Annotated in this window: 22 protein-coding genes; 4 read left to right on the top strand and 18 right to left on the bottom strand. The window is 66.9% G+C overall.

The window, feature by feature from the left end; translation table 11 throughout:
* From octT to A5745_RS01110, 9 genes are all read right to left on the bottom strand, one after another.
* The gene (gene octT / locus A5745_RS01150) at positions 1 to 819 is read right to left on the bottom strand and encodes a diglucosylglycerate octanoyltransferase (protein ID WP_076114817.1); all 819 of its coding nucleotides are present in this window, start codon (positions 817 to 819) and stop codon (positions 1 to 3) included.
* Positions 809 to 1,486 (bottom strand): glucosyl-3-phosphoglycerate phosphatase, encoded by a 678-nt coding sequence (gene gpgP, locus A5745_RS01145; RefSeq protein WP_076114816.1) that lies wholly within the window; start codon positions 1,484 to 1,486, stop codon positions 809 to 811. The genes octT and gpgP overlap by 11 nt, the downstream gene beginning before the upstream one ends.
* Positions 1,483 to 1,869, bottom strand: a complete 387-nt coding sequence (gene rsfS, locus A5745_RS01140) for a ribosome silencing factor (RefSeq protein ID WP_076064397.1) — start codon at positions 1,867 to 1,869, stop codon at positions 1,483 to 1,485. The genes gpgP and rsfS overlap by 4 nt, the downstream gene beginning before the upstream one ends.
* A complete protein-coding gene (gene nadD / locus A5745_RS01135; protein WP_371336766.1) occupies positions 1,866 to 2,486 on the bottom strand; it encodes a nicotinate-nucleotide adenylyltransferase in 621 nt (206 codons plus the stop codon). Before nadD ends, rsfS begins: the two co-directional genes overlap by 4 nt.
* A gap of 82 nt (positions 2,487 to 2,568) precedes the next feature.
* Positions 2,569 to 4,017, bottom strand: a complete 1,449-nt coding sequence (locus A5745_RS01130) for a VWA domain-containing protein (protein WP_076114815.1) — start codon at positions 4,015 to 4,017, stop codon at positions 2,569 to 2,571.
* A gap of 9 nt (positions 4,018 to 4,026) precedes the next feature.
* Positions 4,027 to 4,902 (bottom strand): MoxR family ATPase, encoded by an 876-nt coding sequence (locus A5745_RS01125; RefSeq protein WP_076064394.1) that lies wholly within the window; start codon positions 4,900 to 4,902, stop codon positions 4,027 to 4,029.
* 33 nt (positions 4,903 to 4,935) lie between these two features.
* Positions 4,936 to 6,183 carry a glutamate-5-semialdehyde dehydrogenase gene (locus A5745_RS01120; protein WP_076114814.1) on the bottom strand — a complete coding sequence of 416 codons (1,248 nt, stop codon included), beginning with the start codon at positions 6,181 to 6,183 and terminating at the stop codon, positions 4,936 to 4,938.
* Between the two features lie 68 nt (positions 6,184 to 6,251).
* Positions 6,252 to 7,655: a mechanosensitive ion channel family protein gene (locus A5745_RS01115; protein WP_076064392.1), complete on the bottom strand. Its 1,404-nt coding sequence runs from the start codon at positions 7,653 to 7,655 to the stop codon at positions 6,252 to 6,254.
* The gene (locus A5745_RS01110) at positions 7,655 to 9,874 is read right to left on the bottom strand and encodes an adenylate/guanylate cyclase domain-containing protein (protein ID WP_076114813.1); all 2,220 of its coding nucleotides are present in this window, start codon (positions 9,872 to 9,874) and stop codon (positions 7,655 to 7,657) included. The genes A5745_RS01115 and A5745_RS01110 overlap by 1 nt, the downstream gene beginning before the upstream one ends.
* Before the next feature lie 126 nt (positions 9,875 to 10,000).
* On the opposite strand from A5745_RS01110, the gene A5745_RS01105 reads away from it, so the two are divergent.
* Positions 10,001 to 10,867, top strand: a complete 867-nt coding sequence (locus A5745_RS01105) for a ribokinase (protein ID WP_076114812.1) — start codon at positions 10,001 to 10,003, stop codon at positions 10,865 to 10,867.
* Between the two features lie 10 nt (positions 10,868 to 10,877).
* Here A5745_RS01105 and A5745_RS01100 read toward each other — a convergent pair whose 3' ends face one another.
* Positions 10,878 to 12,920, bottom strand: coding sequence for an NAD(+) synthase (locus tag A5745_RS01100; protein ID WP_076114811.1), 2,043 nt, complete (start codon positions 12,918 to 12,920; stop codon positions 10,878 to 10,880).
* 58 nt (positions 12,921 to 12,978) lie between these two features.
* Between A5745_RS01100 and A5745_RS01095 the strand changes: the two genes are divergently transcribed.
* The gene (locus A5745_RS01095; protein ID WP_076064388.1) at positions 12,979 to 13,518 is read left to right on the top strand and encodes a cysteine hydrolase family protein; all 540 of its coding nucleotides are present in this window, start codon (positions 12,979 to 12,981) and stop codon (positions 13,516 to 13,518) included.
* 35 nt (positions 13,519 to 13,553) lie between these two features.
* Here the strand turns inward: A5745_RS01095 and A5745_RS01090 are convergent, their stop codons facing one another.
* The gene (locus A5745_RS01090) at positions 13,554 to 15,059 is read right to left on the bottom strand and encodes an NAD(P)/FAD-dependent oxidoreductase (RefSeq protein WP_076114827.1); all 1,506 of its coding nucleotides are present in this window, start codon (positions 15,057 to 15,059) and stop codon (positions 13,554 to 13,556) included.
* 155 nt (positions 15,060 to 15,214) lie between these two features.
* On the opposite strand from A5745_RS01090, the gene A5745_RS01085 reads away from it, so the two are divergent.
* A complete protein-coding gene (locus tag A5745_RS01085) occupies positions 15,215 to 16,069 on the top strand; it encodes an NAD-dependent deacetylase (protein ID WP_076114810.1) in 855 nt (284 codons plus the stop codon).
* A gap of 77 nt (positions 16,070 to 16,146) precedes the next feature.
* On the opposite strand, the gene A5745_RS01080 is transcribed toward A5745_RS01085, so the two are convergent.
* A complete protein-coding gene (locus tag A5745_RS01080; RefSeq protein ID WP_076114809.1) occupies positions 16,147 to 17,406 on the bottom strand; it encodes a cytochrome P450 in 1,260 nt (419 codons plus the stop codon).
* Positions 17,407 to 17,498: 92 nt separating this feature from the next.
* Between A5745_RS01080 and A5745_RS01075 the strand changes: the two genes are divergently transcribed.
* Positions 17,499 to 18,149 (top strand): TetR/AcrR family transcriptional regulator, encoded by a 651-nt coding sequence (locus A5745_RS01075; protein ID WP_076064384.1) that lies wholly within the window; start codon positions 17,499 to 17,501, stop codon positions 18,147 to 18,149.
* Position 18,150: 1 nt separating this feature from the next.
* Here A5745_RS01075 and proB read toward each other — a convergent pair whose 3' ends face one another.
* From proB to ndk, 6 genes are all read right to left on the bottom strand, one after another.
* Positions 18,151 to 19,254, bottom strand: a complete 1,104-nt coding sequence (gene proB / locus A5745_RS01070; protein WP_076114808.1) for a glutamate 5-kinase — start codon at positions 19,252 to 19,254, stop codon at positions 18,151 to 18,153.
* Positions 19,251 to 20,705 carry a GTPase ObgE gene (gene obgE / locus A5745_RS01065; RefSeq protein WP_076114807.1) on the bottom strand — a complete coding sequence of 485 codons (1,455 nt, stop codon included), beginning with the start codon at positions 20,703 to 20,705 and terminating at the stop codon, positions 19,251 to 19,253. The genes proB and obgE overlap by 4 nt, the downstream gene beginning before the upstream one ends.
* A gap of 42 nt (positions 20,706 to 20,747) precedes the next feature.
* Positions 20,748 to 21,014 (bottom strand): 50S ribosomal protein L27, encoded by a 267-nt coding sequence (rpmA, locus tag A5745_RS01060; RefSeq protein WP_076064381.1) that lies wholly within the window; start codon positions 21,012 to 21,014, stop codon positions 20,748 to 20,750.
* Between the two features lie 14 nt (positions 21,015 to 21,028).
* On the bottom strand, positions 21,029 to 21,340 hold the full coding sequence (rplU, locus tag A5745_RS01055) for a 50S ribosomal protein L21 (protein ID WP_076064380.1): 312 nt from the start codon (positions 21,338 to 21,340) through the stop codon (positions 21,029 to 21,031).
* Positions 21,341 to 21,528: 188 nt separating this feature from the next.
* Positions 21,529 to 24,318 (bottom strand): Rne/Rng family ribonuclease, encoded by a 2,790-nt coding sequence (locus A5745_RS01050; RefSeq protein WP_076114806.1) that lies wholly within the window; start codon positions 24,316 to 24,318, stop codon positions 21,529 to 21,531.
* Positions 24,319 to 24,659: 341 nt separating this feature from the next.
* Positions 24,660 to 25,070 (bottom strand): nucleoside-diphosphate kinase, encoded by a 411-nt coding sequence (gene ndk, locus A5745_RS01045; protein WP_076114805.1) that lies wholly within the window; start codon positions 25,068 to 25,070, stop codon positions 24,660 to 24,662.
* Positions 25,071 to 25,076: the final 6 nt, after the last annotated feature.

Below are 25,076 nucleotides of genomic sequence, written 5' to 3'. Positions count from 1 at the left end.
CTACCCGCGTGGTTTCTCGGTCGATATCCCGGCCTGATTGCGCGGCTCCTCCTCATCGCGCTGCGCGTCCCCCGCAAGCGGGAGGTGCCCCCACTGCATCGTCGCCACGCCGGCTTCGGCCAGCGCCTTGAGCATCAGCTCCGCGACCGCCTGGTGTGCCTCGAAATTCCAGTGAATTCCGTCGGGGTTGCCGCGTCCGCTCATAATGTGCTCGGCCACAGCGGCTTTGAGATCGACCAGGGGAACGTCGTGGCTTTGCGCCCATTCGGTGATCGCCGCGGCGGTGCCCGCTCGACCGTGGTGGGCCTTGCCGTAGGTCTGCGCGATGTGCACCGACGGCAGCGACGCCACGATCGGGATACCGGGCCGGTTGAAATCGATTGCGCCGCGGGTTTGTTCGAGGTATTCGGCGCTCAAGTGCGGCGGCAACGCGGACCTGGCCACCGGCGAAAGCCTGGGCTGCAGCCAGCCATAGCCGTCGCGGACCCAGCGCCGCAGCCACGGCGGCCGCACGTAGCGGATCAGCTCGCGCAGCGCGGTAGGCAGCACCGAGGGTAGTGAATCCATCCCCCCGGTGGCGAATATCACCGCCCCGGCCCTGGGCAGCGCCGCCCAGGCGCGGGGATCCTGGGTCGCCGCCCACCAGATGTCGCGGCATGTCCAGCCGATGCGCCCAATCAGTTCCACATCCCAACTCAGTTGTGAGGCAACGATATTGGGCCAGATGCGGGCATCGTCGGAGGGCAAGCCGCCGGTGGGACCGTAGTAGGCCAGCGAGTCCGCGAAGACCAGCAGCACCGGTCGCGTATTAGAGGACATCGTTGGACACCTGAGCCGAGGCGTTCCACACGTCGAGGCGCCAGCGGATGCTCTCGAGGTCGGTAACGCCGGAGTCGTCGGAATGGCCGGACAGCTGCACCCAACTCGCATTGCCCATGCCGCCCAAAACGGGCCAGTTCGAGACGGGAAGCTTCAGCAGCGCGGCCGACAGCGCGGCGATCAGCCCGCCGTGGGCGACCAGCACCACCGGCCGGCCCGGCTCGCCGGCCCCACCCCATTCCGGTTCTCCGGCTACCAGTTCGGCGATCAATGGCACACTGCGCGCGGCGACGTCGACCCTGCTTTCCCCGCCGTGCGGCGCCCACGACGCGTCCTCGCGCCACGCCAGGCGGGCTCCCGGGGCGTCGGCATCGATCTGGGCGTGAGTCAGGCCCTGCCAGTCGCCGAGGTGGGTCTCCCGTAGCCGCCGATCCACGCGGACCTGCTGCCCGGTCCGTTCGCCCAGCTTGACCGCCGTGTCGAAGGCGCGATGGAGGTCCGACGACACGATCAGCAGCGGCTGCAGCTTGCCCAGCACCTCGGCGGCGGCAACCGCCTGCGCGCGGCCCAGGTCCGTCAGCGCGGAGTCCAGTTGCCCCTGCATGCGGCTACCGGCGTTGAAGTCGGTTTGCCCGTGCCGCAACATCACCAGGCGACGCATCCTCATCGCGCGCTCGCCGAGTCGTCGTTCTCACCCAAATCCACCGGCACCACGGGGCAGTCGCTCCAGAGGCGGTCCAGCGCATAGAAGTTGCGGTCATCCTGATGCTGGATGTGCACGACGATGTCGCGGTAATCCAGCAGCGTCCAACGGCCTTCGCGGGCACCCTCGCGGCGCGCTGGACGGTAGCCCGCCTTGCGCATTTTCTCCTCGACCTCGTCGACGATCGCGTTGACCTGCCGCTCGTTGGACGCCGAGGCGATGACGAAGCAATCCGTGATCACCAATTGGCCGGAGACGTCGATGACCACGACATCCTCGGCGAGCTTGGCCGCGGCCGCGCCGGCCGCCACCGTCGCCATGTCGATGGCTTCCGGGGTCGCGCTCATGCCGACCCCTCGGCGCCAGGCTTGCTGTAAAGCCCGCGCTTCGAGACGTACTGCACGACACCGTCGGGCATCAGATACCACAGCGGGCGGTGCTGTTCGGCGCGCTGACGACAGTCGGTCGACGAAATCGCCAGTGCCGGAATCTCGACCAGGGTCAGTGCGTCCTCGGCCAGTTCGCCCACGACACCGGTGATGTGATCACGGCGCAGCTCGTACCCGGGCCGGCTGACCCCGACGAAGCGCGCCAGCTCGAAGAGCTCGTCCCAGCCCTGCCACGACAGAATGGAGGCCAGCGCGTCGGCGCCGGTGATGAAGTACAGCTCGGAATCCGGGTTCAGGGCGTGCAGATCGCGCAACGTGTCGCGGGTGTAGGTGGGCCCGGCGCGGTCGATGTCGACCCGGCTCACGGAGAATCGCGGATTGGAGGCGGTGGCGATCACCGTCATCAGGTAGCGGTCCTCGGCGGCCGACACCTGCCGGTCCTTCTGCCACGGCTGGCCACTGGGCACGAACACCACTTCGTCGAGATCGAACAGGTCGGCGACCTCGCTTGCAGCAACCAGGTGACCGTAATGGATGGGATCGAACGTCCCGCCCATCACGCCGAGCCTGCGCAGCTGCTTTTGCACGGTTTGCCAGCTTACTTGAGCGCGCGACCAGGGCCGATTCCGCAGCTCGCGGCCACGCTCCCCCACCAAGTCAGACGGGAAGCAGCTGGTCGATCACCGCGGCCAGCTGCTTGGCTGACCGGCACTCGTGCATCGTGATCACCTCTTGGTAGCGCGGCACCGCCGAGTCGCCGCTACCCCACAGGTGTTTGGGCTCGGGGTTGAGCCAGTGCGCGTGCCGGCTGGCGGTCACCATGTCGGTCAGCACGTCGATGGCCGGGTCGCGGTAGTTGGTGCGGCCGTCCCCGAGCACCAGCAGGGAACTGCGCGGCGAGAGCACATTCGGATGCGCCTGCAGAAAAGAAACGAAAGCGTTGCCGTAGTCGGAATGACCGTCGCGGCTGTAGACGCCCGCCTCCCGGGTGATCCGCTGGATCGCGACAGCCAGGTCGGCTTCCGGCCCGAACATGTGGGTCACCTCGTCGGTGGTGTCGATGAAGGCAAATACCCGGACGCGCGAAAACTGTTGGCGCAACGCGTGTACCAGCAACAGGGTGAAGTGGCTGAACCCGGCGACCGAACCCGACACGTCGCACAGCACGACCAATTCCGGGCGGGCCGGTCGCGGTTTGGCCAACACCACGTCGATCGGCACGCCGCCTGTGGACATCGACTTGCGCAGCGTTTTACGCAGATCGATCGACCCGGCGCGGGCGCGGCGCCTGCGGGCCGCGAGCCGGGTCGCGAGGGTGCGGGCGAGCGGAGCCACCACCCGCTGCATCTGGCGTAGCTGATCGCCGGAGGCGCGCAGGAACTCGACGTTCTCGGAAAGCTGTGGAATGCCGTACATCTGGACGTGGTCGCGGCCGAGTTGCTCGGCGGTGCGCCGCTTGGTCTCGGCGTCGACCAGCTTGCGCAGCTGGGTGATCCGCTGCGCGGCAAGCGCTTTGGCGATCTGCTCCTGGGTGGGCGTGGGCTCGTCGCCGTAGGGGGCGAGAAGTCCGGCCAGCAGCCTGCCTTCCAGCTCGTCCAGCGCCATCGCCTTGAGCGCCTGGTACGACGAGAACGACGGGCCGCGGCTGGAACTGTATTTGCCGTAGGCCTCGACGATCCGCGCGATCATCGCGACCAGGCGCTCGTCCATGTCGCCGAGCTCGGGATTCTCGGTGAGCAGGTCCAGCAGCATCTGGCGCATCGCCTCAACATCGTCGGGCGGCAGGGAGTCGTCGGCCGTTGCGTCGCCGGCCTCGTCCTCGGTGACCACCGCGCGCGCCCCCAACGCCGGGGGAAACCACAGGTCGAACATGGCATCATAGGTTTCGCGGTGATCGGGGCGGCGCAACACCGCGCAGGCGATACCTTCGCGCAGCACCTCGCGATCACCCAGCCCAAGGGTGGCCATCACCCGGCCCGCGTCCACCGTCTCCGACGGGCCCACCGAAATTCCCTGTCCGCGAAGCGCTTCCACGAAGCCGACCAGATGGCCGGGTAGCCCGTGCGGGGCGAGCGGTCTGGTAGGGCGGATGCGGCGGACGGCCATCGGTGTTTCCTAGTTCAGCCGCAACTCGCCACTGGCGCGTTGTTGGTCGGATTGGTGCTTGAGGACCACGCCGAGCGTTTGGGCGACTACCGCGTCGTCGATGGTGTCCAGGCCCAGCGCGAGCAGCGTGCGGCCCCAGTCGATGGTTTCGGCGATGGACGGCACTTTCTTGAGCTGCATCCCGCGCAGCACACCGATGATGCGCACCAATTCCTCGGCGAGGTGCGCGGGCAACTCGGGGACTCGGGACAACAAGATGCGCCGTTCCAGGTCGGGGCTGGGAAAGTCGATGTGCAAGAACAGGCAGCGGCGCTTGAGCGCTTCCGACAGTTCGCGCGTGGCGTTGGAGGTGAGCAACACGAACGGCGCCCGCTCGGCCGTCAGTGTGCCCAGTTCCGGCACGGTCACCGCGAAGTCGGATAGCACCTCCAACAGCAGGCCCTCGATCTCGATGTCGGCCTTGTCGGTCTCGTCGATCAGCAACACAGTCGGTTCGGTGCGCCGAATGGCGGTCAGCAGCGGCCGGGACAGCAGGAACTCCTCGCTGAACACGTCGCTCTTGGTCGCATCCCAGTCTCCGGAGCCGGCCTGAATCCGCAGAATCTGCTTGGCGTGGTTCCACTCGTACAGCGCCCGCGCCTCGTCGACGCCCTCGTAGCACTGCAGCCGAACCAAACCCGACCCGGTGGCCTGGGCGACGGCGCGGGCCAGCTCGGTCTTTCCCACTCCGGCTGGGCCTTCCACCAGAAGCGGCTTGCCGAGTCGATCGGCCAGGAACACGGCCGTGGCGGTGGCCGTGTCCGGTAGATAACCGGTTTCGGCCAGCCGTCGCGATACGTCGTTGATGTCCGCGAACAGCGGCACGGGCCGGGCGGGCACACTCACAATGTCAGTTCTCCTAAAAGCATTCGCGGGCCGTCAGGCCGGACGGACGTGGCCGTCTCCCCACGCGATCCATTTGGTCGAGGTCAATTCCGGCAATCCCATCGGCCCGCGGGCATGCAGCTTCTGAGTGGAGATGCCGATTTCGGCGCCGAAACCGAACTGCTCGCCGTCGGTGAACGCCGTCGACGCGTTGACCATCACCGCCGCCGAATCGACGCCATCCGTAAACCGTTGTGCGGCAGCCATATTGCTGGTCACGATGGCCTCGGTGTGTCCGGTTCCGTATTCGTTGATGTGAGCGATCGCGGCGTCGACGCCGTCGACCACTGCAACCGCGATGTCCATCGAGAGGTATTCGCGCCGCAGGTTCTCCTCGTCGGGGTCGAGGTGCACCGTGACCCCGGCGTCTTGCAGCACGGCGACCAGCCTCGGCACGGCCTCCGCGGCGATCGCGGCGTCCACCAGCAGCGTCTCGGCGGCATTGCAGACACTGGGCCGCCGGGTCTTGGAGTTCAGCAAGATCCGTTCCGCCACCTCCAGGTCGGCGCCTTCATGCACGTAGACGTGACAGTTGCCGACACCGGTCTCGATGGTGGGCACCTGTGCGTCGCGGACCACGGCGTCGATCAGGCCGGCTCCCCCGCGCGGAATCACCACGTCGACCAGGCCGCGGGCCTGAATCAGGTGCGTCACGGTGGACCGGTCCGTGGCCGAAAGCAGCTGAACCGAGTCGGCGGGCAGATCCTCGCTGACCAGCGAAGCCCGCAGCACCTCGACAAGGACCTGGTTCGACCTTGCCGCGGACGAGCTTCCGCGCAGCAACACGGCGTTGCCGGACTTGAGCCCCAAACCGAAAGCGTCGACGGTGACGTTAGGCCGGCCCTCGTAGATCATGCCGACGACGCCGAGCGGAACCCGCTGCTGGCGCAGCTGGAGCCCATTGGGCAGGGTGTAGCCGCGCAGCACCTCGCCCACCGGGTCCGGCAGCCCCGCGACCTGGCGCAGGCCCGCGGCAATCCCGTCGACACGCTTGGGGTCCAACGCCAGCCGGTCGAGCATCGCGGACGGTGTGCCCGCGGCCCGGGCGGCCTCGATATCCTCGGCGTTGGCGGCGAGGATCAGATCGACGTGGGAGGTTATCGCGTCGGCGGCGGACTGCAGCGCCTGGTCCTTGGCCACCGTCGGCAACAACGCCAGGACGCGCGAAGCAACCCGGGCGCGGCGGGCGGCATCATGGACTTCTCGGCGCAAGTCGGGAAGCGAGGGTGCTTGCAGACTCATTTAACAAGGGTATCGGTCGTTACCTGGCCAAGTTTGGCTGCCCCACGTCAGCGCCCGGCGGCGCTAGCTCACGCTACGCGCTCACCGCGCCGGGCCTGCCGCACCTTGCTTTGACGTTCTTCGAGGATGTGGCCAAAGTTCTGTAGCAGCAACGGTTCACGCATGACGAGATGCTCGAGGTGTTCCCGATCGATCTCCAATGCGGTCACTTCGTCGAGCGCATACGCGCTCGCGGTGTTCGGTTGCCGAGTCAGCGCCGTCAACCCGAGGAACGAGCCCTCGACCAGCGTGCTGATCGGCACCACCGACCCGTCGTCGGCTGTCGCGATGAGCTGAACGCGCCCCGCGACCACGAACGTCATCCCGTCGGGTACCTGGCCGACGTACTCCACGGTTTCGTCGGCGCCGTATCGGACGAGCCTGGCGGAGGAATACAGCGATCGCTGCTCGTCGGTGTTGAGCCGCAACGCCGGTGCCACCACGGTGCGCACCGCTTTCTCGACACGCTCGATGGTCGAGTAGTCGTCGTCGCAGTTGTCCAGGTGCAGCTCTTCCCGCCGTGCCGCGTACCAGATCCAGCGCAGAAACGTCGTTCGCGCGGCGCCATCGTCGGCCGGTGAGCCCAACCGGATGGTGGTTCGGTATTCGCCGCCGCCGATCGGCACCGAGCGCGGCACGCCGTCGCTCATGAGCTGCGGTAGCCCCAGGGCCACCCGCGACAGCATCGCGCAAACGCGGTCGGGCGGGTCGGCCACCGAAAATGTGGTCGTGATCGCCAATTTGTGCGAGCCCGGCGGGCGGCTGAGGTTGGTGAACGCCGTCGTGGCGAGCACCGAGTTCGGCGTGATCCGCATCCCGCTGCCGGTGTCGATGTGCACGGCCCGCCAGTTCACTTCGATGACACGCCCCCGCACCGTCCCGGTGTCCAGCCAGTCGTTGATCCGGAAGGGCTGCTCGAACAGCATGAACAAGCCCGAGACGATCTGGCCGACGGAGTTCTGCAGCATCAGGCCGATGACGACCGACGTCACGCCGAGCGCGGTGAACAAGCCGCCGACGCGGACGCCCCAGATGTAGGACAGGATCAGAACCAGGCCCACACCGATCAGGGCGAAGCGCGCGACGTCGAGGAAGATCGCGGGCAGCCGTTTGCGCCAGCTCTCTTCGGGCGCGTTCGCAAACACGGTGGCGTTGAACCCGGACAGCAGCAGCACCAGCACCAGGAAGCCGAACAGCGTGGTGAGCATCCGCACGGGGACATCTCGGGCCGGGATCTCCGAGGCCTTGACGAGCAACAGCAGCAGTGCGCCCAGCGGCAGCAGGTAGTTGCGCAGCAGGCTTACCTGCCTGGCCAGGTGGCTATGCCGGCGGGCGAGCGTTTGCTGCAGCTCGGTCAGGATGATCAGCCCGACCGGAAACCCGACCGCGATACCGATCGACCAGTAGAACCACGAGGAGTGAAACGTGTTCATCATCGCTCCGAGAGGCGGTACATCGGTTGGTCGGTTCCGCCGACCGAAATCGTTCCGGCGGGTGTGAACTGGCGCACGTCTCGCATCGCTTCGTAGACCTGGGAGCTGACATAGATGCCGGGTTGCGGTGCGCCCCTGTGCATTTGGTATGCCAGGCTTACTGCGGCCCCCCACATGTCGTAGACCAGGCTCGAGCCTCCGACCAGTCCGCTGATCACGTTGCCGGTGTTGATGCCAACCCGAAGGCCAAGCTCGTGACCGGTCTGGCTGTTGAAGCGATCGATGATGCGACGCATTTCGACCGCGAAGTCCACGCTTCGGTGAATGCTGTCCAGGCGCGGGGTGATCACTCCGCAGGTGGCCAGGTAGCTGTTGTGGAACGTGCGGATCCGTTCCACGCCAAGCGTTTCGGCCGCGGAATCAAACTGGCGGAACAAGTCTTCGACGATGCCGACCAATTCATGGCCCGCAAGATCGTTGGACAGCTCGTCGAGCCCGACAATGTCGGCGAAGATGATGGCGACGTCCTGATGTTTCTGCGCGATGGTCGCCTCACCGTCGCGATAGCGCTGGACAACCGACTCGGGCATCAACGTCAGCAGCAGGCGATTGTTTTCGTTGCGTTGCTCGTTGAGCAGTTCTTCCTTGATCGCGAGATTGCGGCTCATTTCATTGAAAGCCGCAGTGAGCTCGCTGATTTCGTCGTGTCCCCGTGCCGGAATGTTGATGTCGTAGTCGCCGGAGCTGATTTTTCGCGTGCCCTCCTCGAGGCGCCGGACCGGTCGCACCGCCGCCTGGGCGATGAACATCGACGCCACGCAGATGACGAAAACCAGTGTGGTGACCGCAATGACGAGGGTCTTGCTGAAGTGGCCCAGCCGCGCGAAGGCGTCGGAGTCGTCGCGCGTCGCCAGGATCGACCAGTGCAGGTCGGAGTTGGCAATGTTCAGCGGAGCGTAGGCTTCCAATTCCCTGTTACCGGTGTAATCGGTGCCGGTGACGACTCCAGTTTCCCCGCGCTGGGCGGCGCGCAGACCGGCGCTTGCGACCGGCTGCACCAGCGTCGTGCCGCCCAACCGGATCGCCCGGTCCACGACGTCGGGCGGGGTGCCGGCTGCGATGGCCTCGCGCCGGTACTCTTGCGGGTCCTCCAGGAAAAGCCGTGAATCGGAACGCATCAAGTTGTCGGGGCCGGCCAGATACGTCTCCGTCGAGGGGCCCATGCCGGCGGCTTGCCACTGCTTGTTGGCGGTCATGATCCGGTTGATCTTGGAGATCGGCAGCGGCAGCGCCATCACGCCGTCGACCTTGCCGTTCATGCCCACCGGAGACACCACCCACGCCGTCGGCGCGTCGAGCTGCGGCTGATACGGCTGGAAGTCGGTGATCCAGACGAACTCGACGTCGTTGGAGCGCAACGCTTTTTCGTACGCTTCGCGCAGGTTTGATTCGCGATACGGGCCGGTCAGGATATTGGTACCGAGGTCGGGCCCTTTCATGACGCTGTAGACGACGTTGCCCTGCAGGTCGATCAGCAGCGCGTCCTTGTATTCGAAGCGGGTGACGATGTCTCGGAGGTAGAAGTCGAAGCGGGCATTGGCCGCCGTCCATGCGCTGCCGTCACCGGCATCCGCGACGGGCAATGCGTCGGCGGCCGGCCGGGGCGGTGCGGTGTAGTGCGCCTGAAGGTATTTCTGCGAGGGCGAACTCGGCAGCACCGCGTTGACGTCGATCATGTCGCCGGTCGTGCGCTTGATCGGCTGAATCATTTGAGTGTCGTAGTAATTGACGAGTTCCTGCTGCTGCGCGGGTGTGATCGTGGCGTTGGCCAATTGGTTAAAGCCCGCCGTAAGCGCCGCCGTTGCCTCGTTGATGCTGAATCCGCTGCTGTAGACGACCAGCGAATTCGTCACTTCCCGGAACAGCGCCTCCATCTGCCGCCGCTGCGACTCGCGCAATTCGATCAGCCGCTCGGACTCGACCTGCCGCAACGCGCCGCGGCCGGTCAAGGCCCCGATGAGACCGATCACCGCGACGCCGAGGATGCCCGCGAGCAGCATCGCCACCAAGATCTTGGACTGGATGCCGAACCGGAAACGGCGCCACACAAATGGCCGCCGTGCGCCCCAGGGGGTCTTTTGGCCGGGGGCGGATTCCGGCGCGGTTTCCGTCGCCGTATCGGGGGCCGGCTCGGTGTCTTTTAGCTCGCTCGACGTCAATGCCTTCCGCCTTTCTGGATTCGGCATCGCTAACGCAGCAGACTAGCGCGCGGAACTCAAGAAATTGGCGTTTGCACTAAGCGTTCAACGTCGAAACGCGGGACGGACGCGACTAACGTCGGTGGAATGGCACGCGTTTGTGTCGTCGGCAGCGTGAACATGGACCTGACGTTCGACGTCAATGCCCTGCCCCGGCCTGGCGAGACGGTGTTGGCGTCGTCGCTGACCTACGCGCCCGGCGGCAAGGGCGGCAACCAAGCGGTCGCCGCCGCTCGCGCCGGCGCAAGCGTGCAATTCGTCGGCGCCCTCGGCGACGATCCGGCCGCCGAGCAGTTACGGACGCACCTCTCGGTCAACGGGGTTGGGCTCGACGGCACCATCGCGGTACCCGGACCGAGCGGAACGGCGATCATCGTCGTCGACGCCGCCGCGGAGAACACCATCGTGGTGGCACCGGGCGCTAACGGGCGATTGATGTTGGCCGGTGCCGCGCGCTCGGTGATCACCGGTTGCGAGGTGTTGTTGACCCAGTTGGAAATTCCGGTTCCGACGGCGGTGGCCGGCGCTCGTGCGGCGCGATCCGCGGGAGCCGTCGTCATGGTCAATGCCTCACCGGCCGGCCAGGACCAAAGCTCGCTGGCCGAGCTGGCCTCCGTTGCGGACGTGGTGATCGCCAACGAAGCCGAAGCCGACGAATGGCCTTGGCGCCCAACCTACTTGGTGACCACCTTGGGTGCGCGCGGAGCGAGCTGCATCAGCGCCGACGACGAGTTCTGGGTGCCCGCCCCGGCCGTCAAAGCGGTGGACACCACCGGTGCCGGCGACGTCTTCGCCGGAGTGCTGGCCGCGAACTGGCCACGCAATCCGGGGGTGCGAGCCGAGCGGCTGCGGGCGCTGCAGTGCGCCTGCGCCGCGGCGGCGCTGTCGACACTGGTGCCGGGTGCCGGCGACTGCGCACCGGACGCCGCCGCGATCGAGGCCGTGCTGCGCTAGTGAGCGTTCCCTAGTCCTCGGGCACTTCGCGATCGATCTCGTCGAGCCAGATGCGCGCGGACATGTCGGACGGCGCACGCCAATCCCCGCGCGGTGATAGCGCACCGCCGTGAGACACCTTGGGCCCGTTGGGCAATGCCGAGCGCTTGAACTGGCTGAACGCGTAGAACCGCTGCACGAAGATGCCCAGCCAGTGCCGGATCTCCTTGAGCGAATAGGACGGTCGCTTGTCCTCGGGGAATCCGGAAGGCCAGGTGCCACGCTCGGGATCGCTCCACGCATGCCAGGCCAGAAACGCGATCTTCGACGGCCGGAATCCGAAGCGCAGGACGTGGAACAGCGAAAAGTCTTGCAGGGCAAACGGCCCGACCTTCGCCTCGCTGCTCTGCAGCTCCTCCTCTTCACCGCTGGGGACGAGTTCCGGGGTGATCTCGGTGTCGAGCACCGACTGCAGCACCTCGCACACGTCAGATTCGAATTGCCCCGACGAGATGACCCAGCGGATCAGGTGCTGGATGAGGGTCTTGGGGACGCCAGCATTGACGTTGTAGTGCGACATCTGGTCGCCGACACCGTATGTCGACCAGCCCAGCCCGAGCTCGGAGAGATCACCGGTGCCCAGCACGATGCCGCCGCGCTGGTTGGCCAGCCGGAACAGGTAGTCGGTGCGCAATCCGGCCTGGACGTTCTCGAATGTGACGTCGTAGACCTTTTCGCCACGCGAGAACGGGTGACCGATCTCCTTGAGCATCAGTGCCGCGGTGTCGCGGATATCGATCTCGGAGAAGGTGACACCGAGCGCGCGGCACAGCTCGATCGCATTGCGCTTGGTGCGGTCTCCGGTGGCGAAGCCGGGCAGCGTGAAGGCCAGGATGTCGCTGCGCGGCCGTTCTTCGCGGTCCATCGCGCGCGCCGCGACGATCAGCGCGTGCGTCGAATCCAGCCCGCCGGAAATGCCGATGACGACCTTCGGGTAGTCCAGGGCACGCAGCCGCTGTTCCAGCCCGGCGACCTGGATGTTGTACGCCTCGTAGCAATCCTGTTGCAGCCGTTGCGGATCGGCGGGAACGAACGGAAAGCGCTCGACCACGCGCCGCAGCCCGATGTCGCCGGCCGGCGGGTCCAGCCCGAACTCGATGCGGCGGAACGACTCCGCCGACGCGCGATGGTGACGGCGGTTGTCGTCGAACGTCCCCATCCGCAACCGCTCGGAGCGCAACAGTCCGAGGTCGACGTCGGCGACCGACCGCCGCTCCCCTTTGGGGAAGCGCTCGGACGAGGCCAGCTGCACGCCGTTCTCCCAGATCATCGTCTGGCCGTCCCAGGCCAGGTCGGTGGTGGATTCGCCCTCGCCCGCTGCGGCGTAGACGTAGGCGGCCAGGCACCGGGACGATGCCGAGCGGGCCAGCAGGCAGCGGTCCTCGGCGCGACCGATCGTGATCGGGCTGCCGGACAAGTTCGCCAGCACCGTGGCACCCGCCAAGGCCGCCTCCGCGCTGGGCGGGATCGGCACGAACATGTCCTCGCAGATTTCGACGTGCAGCACGAAGTCGGGCAGATCGGCCGCCGCGAACAGCAGATCGGGACCGAACGGAGCCTCGATATCGCCGAACCGGATGACGCCGCGCTCGTCGTCCCCTGGCGAGATCTGTCGGCGCTCGTAGAACTCGCGGTAGGTCGGCAGGTACGACTTGGGCGCCACCCCCAGCACCACACCCCGGTGGATGACGACGGCGGTGTTGTAGATGCGCTGCCCGTAGCGCAGCGGGGCGCCGACCACCAGCACCGGCAACAGATCGGCCGAGGCGGCGACGATGTCGGAAACGGCGGCTTCGACGTCGTCGAGCAACAGGTCTTGCAGCACGATGTCTTCGATCGAGTAACCGGACAGCGTCAGCTCCGGGAAGACGGCCAGGGCTACGCCGTCGTCGTGGCACTCGCGCGCCAACCGCAGGACCGACTCGGCATTGGCCGCCGGATCGCCGATCGTGGTGTGGTGCGTGCACGCGGCGACCCGGACAAAGCCCTGGCTGTAGCAGTTGTAAAAGTCCATCGCCCTTCCATTGTCGCCTGGCCAGTGTCAATAAGCACGCGCCGGGTATCCACAACAGATGAGCGACACCGCCGTCGTCGTGATCGACATGATGAACACCTATCAGCATCCCGATGCTGAAGATCTAATACCCAATGTCGGCAAGATCATCGATCCGCTAGCCGATTTGGTCCGGCGCGCACGCGAATCCGGCGGCGTCGACCTGGTGTACGTCAACGACAACTACGGCGATTTCACCGCCCAGTTCTCCGACATCGTTCGCTCCGCCCTCGACGGCGCGCGGCCCGATCTGGTGAAACCGATCGTGCCGTCCGGGGATTGCCGCGTCATGACCAAGGTCCGGCACAGCGCCTTCTACGCCACGGCGCTGGCTTATCTGCTCGCCCGCCTCGAGACCAAGCGGTTGATCCTGACCGGCCAGGTCACCGAGCAGTGCATCCTGTACACGGCGCTCGATGCCTACGTGCGCCACTTCCAGGTGGTGATTCCCACCGACGGAGTCGCCCACATCGACGCCGACCTGGGCGCGGCGGCGCTGAAGATGATGGAGCAGAACATGTCCGCCGAACTCACCACCGCGGCCGACTGCCTCGGCTGAGCGCGACGCCGGAACGGTCTATCACCCGTCGAGACTCATCCACTGGCCGAGCGTGGCGCGCCGAGCGGCTCCCGGCGTTCAGCCGGGGCACGGCCGAAGACCATTGAGTCCTCGATGCGCTCGAAGCGCCTGCTGAGCACGTCACTCAAAAAGTTGTGGCTCACCTTCCACGGCCGACGCGTGCCGGATTTCGGGTGCACATGTCGACCACGCTTCACGTAACCCGATTCCAGATGGAACGTCGGCTGCTCAGGCATCTCCGTTTCGCCCAGATGCGGATATGCGTGGGTGTAGCCGCGAGAGTTCATGTACTCCAATAGTTTTGCGACGGACCGTGCAGTCAGGTCGGCGCCCAATGTCCAGGACGCGTTGATGTAGCCGAAGCTCCAGGCCATGTTCGGAACATCTTCGAGCATGTGTCGCCTGTACAGGAAGTGCTCGTGGGGATCGATCTTCTCGCCGTCGATGCTGACGGTGACGCCGCCCAGCGCCTGCAACCGCAGCCCGGTCGCCGTGATAACGATGTCGGCTTCGATGCGCCGCCCCGACTTCAGCGCGATGCCGGTGGCGTCGAAGTGATCGATGTGGTCGGTCACCACCTCGACCTTGCCGTCACTGATCGCCTTGTACAGGTCACCCTCCACGATGAAGCACAAGCGCTGATCCCACGGGTCGTACGGCGGCGTGAAGTGGGTGTCGATCGGATAGTCTTCGGGCAGATTGCGTTCCGCGATGCGGCGCAGCGCCCGCTTGCTGAATTCTGGCGTCTTGCGCGCGACAACCCACATCAGCTGAGCGACGAATGCGTTGCGCCACCGAACGATCCAGTGAGCGACCCGCAGCGGCAACGCTTTCCGCAGCGCAATCGCCGTCGGCTCCTTTTTCACCGCAGAGATCATGTAGGACGGCGTGCGTTGCAGCATCGTCACGTGCGCCGCTTTTTCGGCTAACGACGGGATCAGGCTGACCGCCGTGGCGCCGCTGCCGATGACCACGATCCGCTTGCCGGCGTACTCGAATGACTCTGGCCAGTGTTGCGGGTGGACCACCTCTCCGGCGAAATCCGCAATACCTGGGAACGTCGGGTTGTACGGATTGTCATAGTCGTAATAGCCGGTCCCGAAGAACAGGAATCGGCATCGGTACGTCTTTTCGGCGCCGTCCCGCCCGGTCTGCACCGTCCAGGTGTCAGTATCGGAGCTCCAGTCCGCCGAACGCACGTACGTGTCGAATCGGATGTGCTCGTCGATGCGATGCTTGCGCGCCGTCTCGTCCAGATACTCCCAGATATGGTCACCGTCGACGATCATCTCGGGCCGCGTCCAGGGCTCCCACGGAAAGCAGAGCGTGTAGATATCGCTGTCGGAACGCACGCCCGGATAGCGGAACAGGTCCCACGTTCCGCCGACTCGCGCACGCCGTTCGAGTACCGCATAACTCAGCTGCGGATTGCGCTCGTGTATGCGGTGGGCAGCACCGATGCCCGAGAATCCGGCGCCGATGATCAGCACGTCGAAATACTCGGCGACATTCGGAGCCATGTCACCCACCATAAGCCGAGGTCAGTATCGACGCCATCATCCCGTCTCGGCTAACGCACCGGGGCGAGCGTGCGCAGAATGCCGGCACTGGCGGTGTGTCGGTGTGCAGACAAGCGCGCTCGCGCAGGCATCGCAGCAGTGGCTAGCCTTGAGCCGTGGACGCTCCGGAGTTGGTCGCGCTGTTGGCGGGGCGCCGGGTCGCGGTGCTCACGGGCGCGGGGATTTCCACCGACTCGGGCATTCCCGACTATCGTGGCCCCGATTCGCCGCCCAGCAACCCCATGACCATCGGCCAGTTCACGTCGGATCCGGTGTTCCGGCAGCGATACTGGGCCCGCAACCATGTCGGCTGGCGGCACATGGATGACACGCAGCCCAACGCCGGGCACCGCGCGTTGGCCGCGCTGGGGCGCGCCGGCGTGGTGACCGGAATCATCACCCAGAACGTCGACCTGCTGCACACCAAGGCCGGCAGCGCGAACGTGGTCAACTTGCACGGCACCTACGCCCAGGTGATCTGCCTGAGCTGCGGCTACACCATGAGCCGTGCCGCGCTAGCCGAACGACTCGAGGCGCTCAACCCCGGATTCATCGAGCGCGCCGAAGCCATCGGCGGGTTGGCGGTGGCGCCCGACGCCGACGCTGTTGTCGCCGATACCGCGTCGTTTCGCTACCTCGACTGCCCGCGCTGCGCCGGCATGCTCAAGCCCGACATCGTCTACTTTGGCGAGAGCGTGCCCAAAGATACTGTGGCCCACGCTTACTCAGTGGTCGATCATGCCGAGGCGCTGCTGGTCGCGGGCTCGTCGCTGACGGTGTTCTCCGGCTACCGGTTCGTGCGTCACGCCGACACACTGGGCATACCGATCGCGATCGTCAACCGCGGCCCCACCCGCGGCGACGACCTAGCCACCGTCAAGGTCGACGGCGGGTGCTCGGAACTGCTGACGCTGTTGGCCTCCGAACTAGGGCGGGAACTGGGAGGGACGCTGTTAGCGCCGAGCCTGTAAATCTGCAGAAGAAGTTCGAGTGAGGGTCTGCAGATTTACAGGCTCGGCGTGGGGCCTCGACGAACTCTTGCAAACAATCAGAAGGTGCAGGGCATGCTGCGCACGGCGTGGATGAAATTGCCCGCCACGTAGGTCGGATCGCCCGCCTGGATGTCCGGCAGCTGCCGGAGCAGCTCGCCGAAGATGGCGCGCAGCTGCGCGCGGGCCACGTGAGCCCCGAGGCAAAAGTGCAGTCCGCCGCCGCCAAAGCCGACGTGCGGGTTGGGGCTGCGGCTCAAGTCCAACCGCTCCGGATGGTCGAAGACCTCGGTGTCCCAGTTGCCGGACGAATAGAACATGACCACCTTCTCCCCCGCCAGGATGGTCTGGCCGCCCAGCTCGAAATCCGTTGCGGCCGTGCGGCGGAAGGTCATCACCGGCGAGGCCCAGCGGACGAATTCCTCGACCGCGGTGCCGATCCTGTTGTCGAAATCCTCGAGCAGCCATGCCCTTTGGTCTCCGAAGTCGGTGAGCGCCTTCATCGCATGACTCGTGGTCTGGCGGGTGGTGTCGTTGGCCGCCACGGAAAGCAGCACGAAGAATGCGGCCACGTCGGCATCGGACAGCCGGTCGCCGTCCACCTCGGCGTTCACCAGGCCGCTGATCAGATCGTCGCCCGGGTGAGCGCGGCGCTCCGCGGCGAGCGCGCCGGCCACCTGATGCACGTAGATCTGGTTCTCGAACAGCACCTCCATCGGGTTGCGGCCGTCGAGGAAGTCCGGGTCGGCCCACGACACCATGGCATCGGTGGCGCGCGCCATGTGCTCACGCTCGGATTCCGGGATCCCGACCATGTCCGACAGGGTGCGAATGGGCAGTTCCTTGGCGCAGAGGTCGACGAAATCCGCGCCGCTGCCGGCCGCCCGCAGCTCGTCGACGATGGTCTTGGCGTTCGCCTGGATCGAATCCTCGATGCGGCGCACTTGGCGCGGGGTGAACGCGGCGCTGACAAGCTTGCGCAGCTTGGTATGCCGTGGCGGATCCATCGCAAGGAACGACTGCGACGCTTCGAGCAGCTCGACCGGGATGCTCTCGAACATCACGCCCTGGCCGGACAGAAACACCTCATTGTTGCGGCTGACCGCGACGATGTCCGTCCGTCTGGTGACGGCCCAATAGCCGGGATCGTCGGGATCGGGCATCAGGGCGTCCTCTACCGGCGGATGCCAGCTCACCGGGCGCTCGGCCCGCAGCACGGCGAACGCACGCTCCCGGTCCGCCGCGGTGGTGGACCAAAACGCGCGCGAGGACAAATCGATGGTGTCGTAGGCGCGGGCAGTGGCGGGCGTAGCCGTCATGGGATCCTCCAACGAACCGAAAGCCGTTCACCGACGATATGCCTAGACACTCTGTCTAGTCAATATGTTGAACTGTCGGTTATGCTCGGAAAATGCCGTCGGTCACCCGGAAGCCGCAGGCCAGGCGCGAGCAGACGCGCCAGCAGCGGCGCGAACAGATGGAGCGCCGGCTGCTCGACGCCACCGAGCGGCTGATGCGTGACGGCGCCAGCTTCACCGAGCTCAGCGTGGACCGGCTGTCCACCGAGGCCGGCATTTCGCGGGCAAGCTTCTACATCTACTTCGAGGACAAGGGCCACCTGCTGCGCTGCCTCGCGGTCCAGGTATTCGGTGATCTTGTCGCCGGCGCCGAGCGCTGGTGGGGGGTTGCGCGGCGACGCGATCCAGACGCCGTGCGCGCCGCGATGACCGGCATCGTCGAAACCTATCGGCGTCACCAAGCGGTGCTAGTTGCCCTCAACGAGATGGCGGCCTACGACCCGGAAACGGGGCAGACGTACCGCGATCTGCTGACCGCCATCACCGCGCGCATGACTCGTGTCATTGAAGACGGCCAGGCCGACGGCGCAATCCGTCGCGAACTACCTGCCGCCACCACTGCTAGCGCACTGGTGTGGATGGTTGAGCGGGCGTGTCATCAGAACCTTCCGGTCAATCCGCGCGACTACGACGCAGAGCTGGCAGAGACACTGGCCGAGATCGCTTGGGGCGCACTGTATCTCAAGCCCATGCCAGCAAAATGAGCTAGACGGTCACCAAATCGTCGGCGTGCACCGCGGGACGGCGCAGCTCGCCGGGTAGCTCGGACGTGGACCGGCCCATCATGGTGGCGAGCTCGGCCGCGTCGTAGGCAACCACACCGCGTGCCACCACGGTCGTGTCCGGTCCGCGCAATTCGACGACATCTCCGGCGTAGAACCGGCCCGACACTGCGGTGATGCCCGCGGCCAGCAGCGAACGGCGTTGGTGCACCACCGCGCGCACCGCCCCCTCGTCGAGCGAGAGCGTGCCGGTCGATTCCGCGGCATAGCGCACCCAGAATCGGCGGGCCGACATCCGGGCGGGACGCGCGGCGAACACGGTTCCCGTCGCGGCGTCGGTGAGCGCCGTCGCGGCGTCGGTCGCGGCGGCCAGCAGCACCGGAACCCCGGCGTCGGCGGCCAGCAGCGCCGACGACACCTTCGACGCCATCCCCCCGGTGCCCAGGTGGCTGCCCGGGCCGGCAACCACGCCGTCCAGGTCCGCCGCCCCCGCCACCTCGGGAATGAAGCGCGCCGCCGGCACCTTCCGGGGATCGGAGTCGTAGAGGCCGTCGATGTCGGAGAGCAACACCAAGGCCTCGGCGCCGACCAGGTGAGCCACCAGCGCCGAGAGCCGATCGTTGTCGCCGAACCGGATCTCGTTGGTGGCCACCGTGTCGTTTTCGTTGACGATCGCCACCGCATGCAGCGCGCGCAACCGATCCAGGGTGCGCTGCGCGTTGGTGTGTGAGGCCCGCAGCGAAATATCGTGTGCGGTCAGCAGCACCTGCCCGACCGTGCGGCCATAGCGCGCAAACGCCGCGCTCCAAGAATTCACCAGCGCGACCTGGCCGACGCTGGCGGCCGCCTGTTTGGTCGCCAAATCCTTTGGGCGACGGGCCAATCCGAGCGGATCGATGCCGGCGGCGATGGCGCCGGAGGACACGATGACGACGTCGGTGCCCGCTTTCATGCGCGCCTCGATCGCGTCGGCCAGTCCGGCCAACCGCCCGGCGTCGAACACCCCCTCTTGCGTGGTCAGGGCGTTCGTCCCTACCTTGACGACCAGACTGCGCGCGGTCCGGATGGCTTCTCGCTGCACGCTCATGAGGCCCCACCGATTTCGGGACCGTGCTCGCGCCGCTGACGCCGCGCGGCCTTGCGCTCCGCGGCGCCGACCCGCTCGGTGCGTTCCAGCCGCGCGTCGGTGCCGCGGCCCGACAGCGCGACCTGGTGGCCGGCGGGGGTTTGCGGCTCCCAGTCGAACGTCATCTCGCCGATGGTCACCGCGCATCCCGGTTGCGCGCCCAGCCGCAGCAGCTCCTCCTCGACACCGAGGCGCGCCAGCCGGTCCGCGAGATAGCCGACTGCCTCGTCGTTGTCGAAATTCGTTTGGCCCACCCAACGCTCGGGGCGCGCGCCGGTGACGGTGAAACCGCCGTGCCCGTCGGGCTCGACGGTGAAGCCGCTGTCGTCCACCGGCACCGGCCGGATCACCGGGCGCCGCACCACTGGCGCCGGTCGCGATGCGTTGTACTCCGAAATCATCGCCCAGAGCCCAAAGATCAACGGCTGCAACCCTTCCCGGGTTGCCGTTGATACCAGGAAAACCGGCCAGCCACGCTCGGCGATGTCGTCGCGGACGAACTCGGCTAGCTCACGCGCTTCCGGCACGTCAATCTTGTTGAGTACCACCGCTCGCGGCCGCTCGGCCAGGTCGACCAGCGCCGGATCCCCCTGCAGCGTGGGCGTATACGCTGCGAGTTCGGTCTCCAGCGCGTCGATGTCGGAGACGGGGTCGCGGCCGGGTTCCGCGGTCGCGCAGTCGACGACGTGCACCAGCACGGCACAGCGCTCGATGTGCCGGAGGAAATCCAGGCCCAGGCCGCGGCCCTGCGACGCGCCCGGTATCAGGCCGGGAACGTCGGCCACGGTGAATGCGTGCTCGCCGGCGGAGACCACGCCAAGGTTGGGAACCAGCGTGGTGAACGGGTAGTCGGCCACCTTGGGCTTCGCCGCCGAGATCACCGACACCAGCGAGGACTTCCCGGCGGACGGGAATCCGACCAGGCCGACATCCGCGACGGTTTTGAGTTCGAGGGTGAGGTCGCGAGCCTGGCCCGGCTCGCCGAGCAGCGCGAAGCCCGGGGCCTTGCGGGCCCGCGAGGCGAGTGCGGCGTTGCCCAGCCCGCCGCGACCACCGGCGGCAGCCTCGAAGCGGGTGCCCGCCCCCACCAGGTCGGCGAGCAGCCGCCCGTTTTCGTCCAGCACGATGGTGCCGTCGGGCACCTTGACTTCCAGGTCCGCGCCGGCGGCGCCGTCGCGATTGTTGCCCATCCCCTGCTTGCCCGACGGCGCGGTGACGTGCGGATGGAAATGAAAGTCCAACAGCGTATGCACCTGCGGGTCGACGATCAGGATGATGCTGCCGCCGCGGCCGCCGTTGCCGCCGTCCGGTCCGCCCAGCGGCTTGAATTTCTCGCGATGGACCGACGCGCAGCCGTTACCGCCGGAACCCGCCCGCGCGTGGATGACGACTCGATCGACAAACCGAGGCATCGGGGGTCCTCTCAGCTACCCGCATGCACGGGCGCAGCGACCTCAGTCGGTGGTCTGCCCGGCGGCGACGATGTTGACGGTCTTGCGGCCACGCTTGACGCCGAACACGACCGCACCGGCCGCCGTTGCAAACAACGTGTCGTCACCGCCGCGGCCCACGTTGTTGCCGGGGTGAAACTTGGTGCCGCGCTGGCGGACGATGATTTCCCCGGCCTTGACGACCTGGCCACCGAACCGCTTGACGCCCAGCCGCTGCGCGGCCGAATCGCGCCCGTTGCGCGAGCTCGATGCGCCCTTCTTGTGTGCCATATCTGTCGCCTCCGCTACTTGATCCCGGTGACCTTCAGGACCGTCAGCTGCTGACGGTGTCCCTGGCGCTTGTGGTAGCCGGTCTTGTTCTTGAACTTGTGGATGCGGATCTTGGGGCCCTTGGTGTGCTCGAGCACCTCACCGGTCACCGCGACCTTGGCCAGCGCCGCGGCATCCGAGGTGACCTTGGCCCCGTCGACGACGAGCGCGACCGGCAGCGACACCTTGGCGCCCGGCTCGGAGTCGAGCTTCTCGACCTTGACCACGTCTCCGACGGCGACCTTGTACTGCTTGCCGCCGGTCTTGACGATTGCGTAGGTCGCCATCGTGGGTGCACCTCTGTTTACTCGTGGGCACGCGTCACCGGTTGCGTGCGCGTGGTGGGTCTGGGTCACGGGAGTCTAGGGCGCGGGCCTTATCTCTCCCGCTGTCGTCGGCCCGGCAGGCCTGACGACAACTGTCCAAGGGTACGTGACCAGCGGCTACAGGGTCAAACCGGCTCGCCTGACCGCGGTCAGTCCACGTGGATCGGCGGGCCGGCCGGCCTACCCGCCGCGCGGCGCCGGCGCGGACGTCCCGCAACCACCCCGGGTTCCGCCCCGCCCGTCTCGGCGTCGGAGTCGTCGTCGGAATCCTCGACGTCCAGGTCGTCGTCGTCGAGGTCGAGATCCTCGTCATCGTCGTCGAGGTCCTCGTCATCGAGGTCCTCGTCGTCGAGCTCGTCCTCATCGTCTTCGTCGTCGGAGTCCTCGTCGGCCTCGTCAGACTCGTCGACGTCCTCGTCAGTGTCCTCGACGTCCTCGTCGGAGTCCTCGAGGTCGGTCCGGTCGGCGTCCTCGAGGCCGGCGGGAACCTTTTCCTCGGTCCGCTCGTCGATATCGGTGGTGGTGTCCGTGTCCTCATCGGATTCGCCGGTTTCGCCGTCGCCACGACCGGCTGCCATCGCCTTGAACATCGGGTGCTCGCCGGGAGCGTGCGCGGGCACCTTGGCCACCGCGGGCTCATCGGATCGACTCTTCTTCGATCGCTTGCCTCGCCGACCGCCGGATTCGGACTTGCGCCCGGTCGCGGGGGCCGAATCGACCGGGTCGCCGTGCAGCAGGAGCCCGCGCCCAGCGCAGTTCGGACAGGGTGTGGTGAACGCCTCGATCAGTCCGGTTCCCAACCGCTTGCGGGTCAGTTGCACCAGGCCCAGCGAAGTCACCTCCGACACCTGGTGGCGGGTGCGGTCGCGGGCCAGCGACTCGGTGAGCCGGCGCAGCACCAGGTCGCGGTTGGACTCCAGCACCATGTCGATGAAGTCGATGACGACGATACCGCCGATGTCACGCAGCCGCAGCTGGCGGACGATCTCCTCGGCCGCCTCGAGGTTGTTCTTGGTGACCGTCTGCTCGAGGTTGCCGCCGGACCCGGTGAATTTCCCGGTGTTGACGTCGATCACCGTCATCGCCTCGGTCCGGTCGATGACCAGCGTGCCACCCGAGGGCAGCCACACCTTGCGGTCCAGCGCCTTGGCCAGTTGCTCGTCGATGCGGTGCACCGCGAACACATCCGGCCCGGCCGAATCGTCCGGCCCGGCGGCGGGCTCATACTTCGTGAGCTTCGAAACAAGTTCCGGGGCAACGGAATTCACGTACTCGTTGATCGTGTTCCACGCCTCATCACCGGAGACGATGAGGCCGGCGAAGTCCTCGTTGAACAGATCGCGGATGACCTTGACCAAGACATCGGGCTCTTCGTAGAGCGCCACCGCGGCGCCCGCTGCCTTCCCCTTGATCTCGGTCGCCTTGGCCTCGATCTGCTCCCAACGCTCCTGCAGGCGGGTGACGTCCTTGCGGATGTCCTCCTCCTTGACGCCCTCCGACGCGGTGCGGATGATCACGCCGGCGTTCGACGGCACCACCTCCCGCAAGATCTCCTTCAACCGCTGACGTTCGGTGTCGGGCAGCTTGCGGCTGATCCCGGTCGAGGATGCACCCGGCACGTAAACCAGGTAGCGACCCGCCAGCGACACCTGCGTGGTCAGCCGGGCGCCCTTGTGTCCGACGGGGTCCTTGCTGACCTGGACGACGACATAGTCGCCAGGCTTGAGTGCCTGCTCGATCTTGCGGTCGGCGCCACCCAGACCCGCGGCTTCCCAATTGACCTCGCCGGCGTAGAGCACGCCGTTGCGGCCGCGGCCGATGTCGACGAAGGCCGCCTCCATCGAGGGCAGCACGTTCTGCACGATGCCCAGGTAGATGTTGCCCACCAGGGACGCCGACGCGGCCGAGGTGACGAAATGCTCGACGACGATGCCGTCCTCGAGCACCGCGATCTGCGTGTATCGCGCGCCCGGGTGCGGCGGTTCGGTGCGAACCCGGTCGCGCACCACCATCATGCGTTCGACGGCCTCACGTCGCGCCAGGAATTCCGCCTCGGTCAGCACCGGCGGGCGACGGCGCCCGGCATCGCGGCCGTCGCGGCGTCGTTGGCGCTTGGCCTCGAGTCGAGTGGAGCCGTTGATGCCCTTGATCTCGGCGGCGGCCGAGCCGTTGGAGTCGTTGTCGTCGGCCTTGCCGGAGCGCGGGGCCCGCTCGTGCACGACGGTGTTGGGCGGATCGTCGGGTGACGGTCCGTCGTCGTTGTCGTCGCCCGAACCCGACTTGCGGCGTCGGCGGCGCCGCCGGCGCCGGTTGCCCGCCTCGGACGAGCCGTTCTCGTCGTCGCCGACGTTGTCGTCGTCGGAGTCGTCGGAGTCCTGGTCGTCGTCGTCCGAGTCGGCGTCGGCAGAGTCCCTGTCGGACTGGTTGTCGGACCCACCCTGTTCGCCTCGGCCGCGCCCACGGCCCCGGCGGCCGCGGCGGCGGCGCCGGTTGGCGGGCCGGTCGGCCTGATCGTCCTCGTCGTCGTCCGAGTCGGAGTCGTCGGAGTCGGCAGAGTCGTCGGCGCTCCTGTCGTCGTCGCCCCGCTCGATCGGTTGCGGCGCGACGAACAGCGGCATGTAGTGCGGCCGGTCCACGGGGTCTGGGCTCTGCAGCATCAGCCGGGATTCGGGCTCCTCGGCGGGTTCGCCAGCCGCGGCGGACGCCGTGGCCTCCGGTTGGGCGGCGGCGAGTAAATCGCGGACCCGGATCGCGTCGTCACGGTCCACGGTCGAATGTGCGCTGCGGACCCGTCCATCCAGCGCGTTCAGCGCGTCGAGCACCTGCTTGCTGGTGGTTCCGAGCGTTCGTGCCAGCGAATGGACTTTTAAGCTTTCCGGCAGTTCCTCGTGCTGGATCGGCTCGTGTGATGGGTCTGAAGGTGGTGCACCGTTTACCACGTAGTCTCCTCAAGCCCCCGGGCGCGTCCTTTCGACGCGGCCACGCGAGGGCTTCGCTATGGGCCCGGGTCCACTTCCCCCGGACTTGTGATGGTCTCGCCCCGAGCGGCTCAGGTAGAACTCACTCGGCGCCGTGCTGAATGTCGGCCTGACATGCCGCGCAACACCACGGGTTCGCGATGGTCGCGCTTGTCTAAGTCTTCATTCGGGTGTCCGACGCCGGTCCGGCGACGTTCACCCAACTATAAGTATCCCACATCACGGCCCGGGTCCAGCGGCACCCGACTTCGGCGCTCCGCAAACCCGCCCCGATCTCCGCGCGGCCCGCTATCGTCGCCTGGCTAAACGCCGGGAAACCACAGCGCGATCTCGCGCTTGGCCGAATCGGCCGAATCGGAGCCGTGCACCAGGTTGAACTGCGTTTCCAGCCCGAAGTCGCCGCGGATGGTGCCGGGCGTGGCCTGGTCGACCGGGTCGGTCCCCCCGGCAAGCTGGCGAACCGCCGCGATCGCTCGCGGGCCCTCCACGATTGCTGCCACCACCGGGCCCGAGGTGATGAACTGCAACAACGAGTCGAAGAAGGGTTTGCCCTCGTGCTCGGCGTAATGCTGGCCCGCCAGCTCTGCGTCGATGTGGCGGAGTTCCAGCGCGGCGATGGCGAGCCCTTTGCGCTCGATGCGGCCGATGATCTCGCCGACCAGCCGCCGCTCGACGCCATCCGGCTTGATCAGTACCAGAGTCCGTTCCGTCACGGCGGA

This window comes from Mycobacterium sp. IS-2888, from assembly GCF_001954215.1.
GTDB lineage: Bacteria > Actinomycetota > Actinomycetes > Mycobacteriales > Mycobacteriaceae > Mycobacterium.
This window is presented reverse-complemented; position numbering and strand designations above follow the sequence as displayed.

What these genes read in the sequence shown, in the direction of transcription:
- octT (WP_076114817.1), bottom strand. Translation starts at nt 819, where the DNA reads ATGTCCTCTAATACGCGACCGGTGCTGCTGGTCTTCGCGGACTCGCTG.
- gpgP (WP_076114816.1), bottom strand. Translation starts at nt 1,486, where the DNA reads ATGAGGATGCGTCGCCTGGTGATGTTGCGGCACGGGCAAACCGACTTC.
- rsfS (WP_076064397.1), bottom strand. Translation starts at nt 1,869, where the DNA reads ATGAGCGCGACCCCGGAAGCCATCGACATGGCGACGGTGGCGGCCGGC.
- A5745_RS01130 (WP_076114815.1), bottom strand. Translation starts at nt 4,017, where the DNA reads ATGGCCGTCCGCCGCATCCGCCCTACCAGACCGCTCGCCCCGCACGGG.
- A5745_RS01120 (WP_076114814.1), bottom strand. Translation starts at nt 6,183, where the DNA reads ATGAGTCTGCAAGCACCCTCGCTTCCCGACTTGCGCCGAGAAGTCCAT.
- A5745_RS01115 (WP_076064392.1), bottom strand. Translation starts at nt 7,655, where the DNA reads ATGAACACGTTTCACTCCTCGTGGTTCTACTGGTCGATCGGTATCGCG.
- A5745_RS01105 (WP_076114812.1), top strand. Translation starts at nt 10,001, where the DNA reads ATGGCACGCGTTTGTGTCGTCGGCAGCGTGAACATGGACCTGACGTTC.
- A5745_RS01100 (WP_076114811.1), bottom strand. Translation starts at nt 12,920, where the DNA reads ATGGACTTTTACAACTGCTACAGCCAGGGCTTTGTCCGGGTCGCCGCG.
- A5745_RS01095 (WP_076064388.1), top strand. Translation starts at nt 12,979, where the DNA reads ATGAGCGACACCGCCGTCGTCGTGATCGACATGATGAACACCTATCAG.
- A5745_RS01090 (WP_076114827.1), bottom strand. Translation starts at nt 15,059, where the DNA reads ATGGCTCCGAATGTCGCCGAGTATTTCGACGTGCTGATCATCGGCGCC.
- A5745_RS01080 (WP_076114809.1), bottom strand. Translation starts at nt 17,406, where the DNA reads ATGACGGCTACGCCCGCCACTGCCCGCGCCTACGACACCATCGATTTG.
- A5745_RS01075 (WP_076064384.1), top strand. Translation starts at nt 17,499, where the DNA reads ATGCCGTCGGTCACCCGGAAGCCGCAGGCCAGGCGCGAGCAGACGCGC.
- proB (WP_076114808.1), bottom strand. Translation starts at nt 19,254, where the DNA reads ATGAGCGTGCAGCGAGAAGCCATCCGGACCGCGCGCAGTCTGGTCGTC.
- obgE (WP_076114807.1), bottom strand. Translation starts at nt 20,705, where the DNA reads ATGCCTCGGTTTGTCGATCGAGTCGTCATCCACGCGCGGGCGGGTTCC.
- rpmA (WP_076064381.1), bottom strand. Translation starts at nt 21,014, where the DNA reads ATGGCACACAAGAAGGGCGCATCGAGCTCGCGCAACGGGCGCGATTCG.
- rplU (WP_076064380.1), bottom strand. Translation starts at nt 21,340, where the DNA reads ATGGCGACCTACGCAATCGTCAAGACCGGCGGCAAGCAGTACAAGGTC.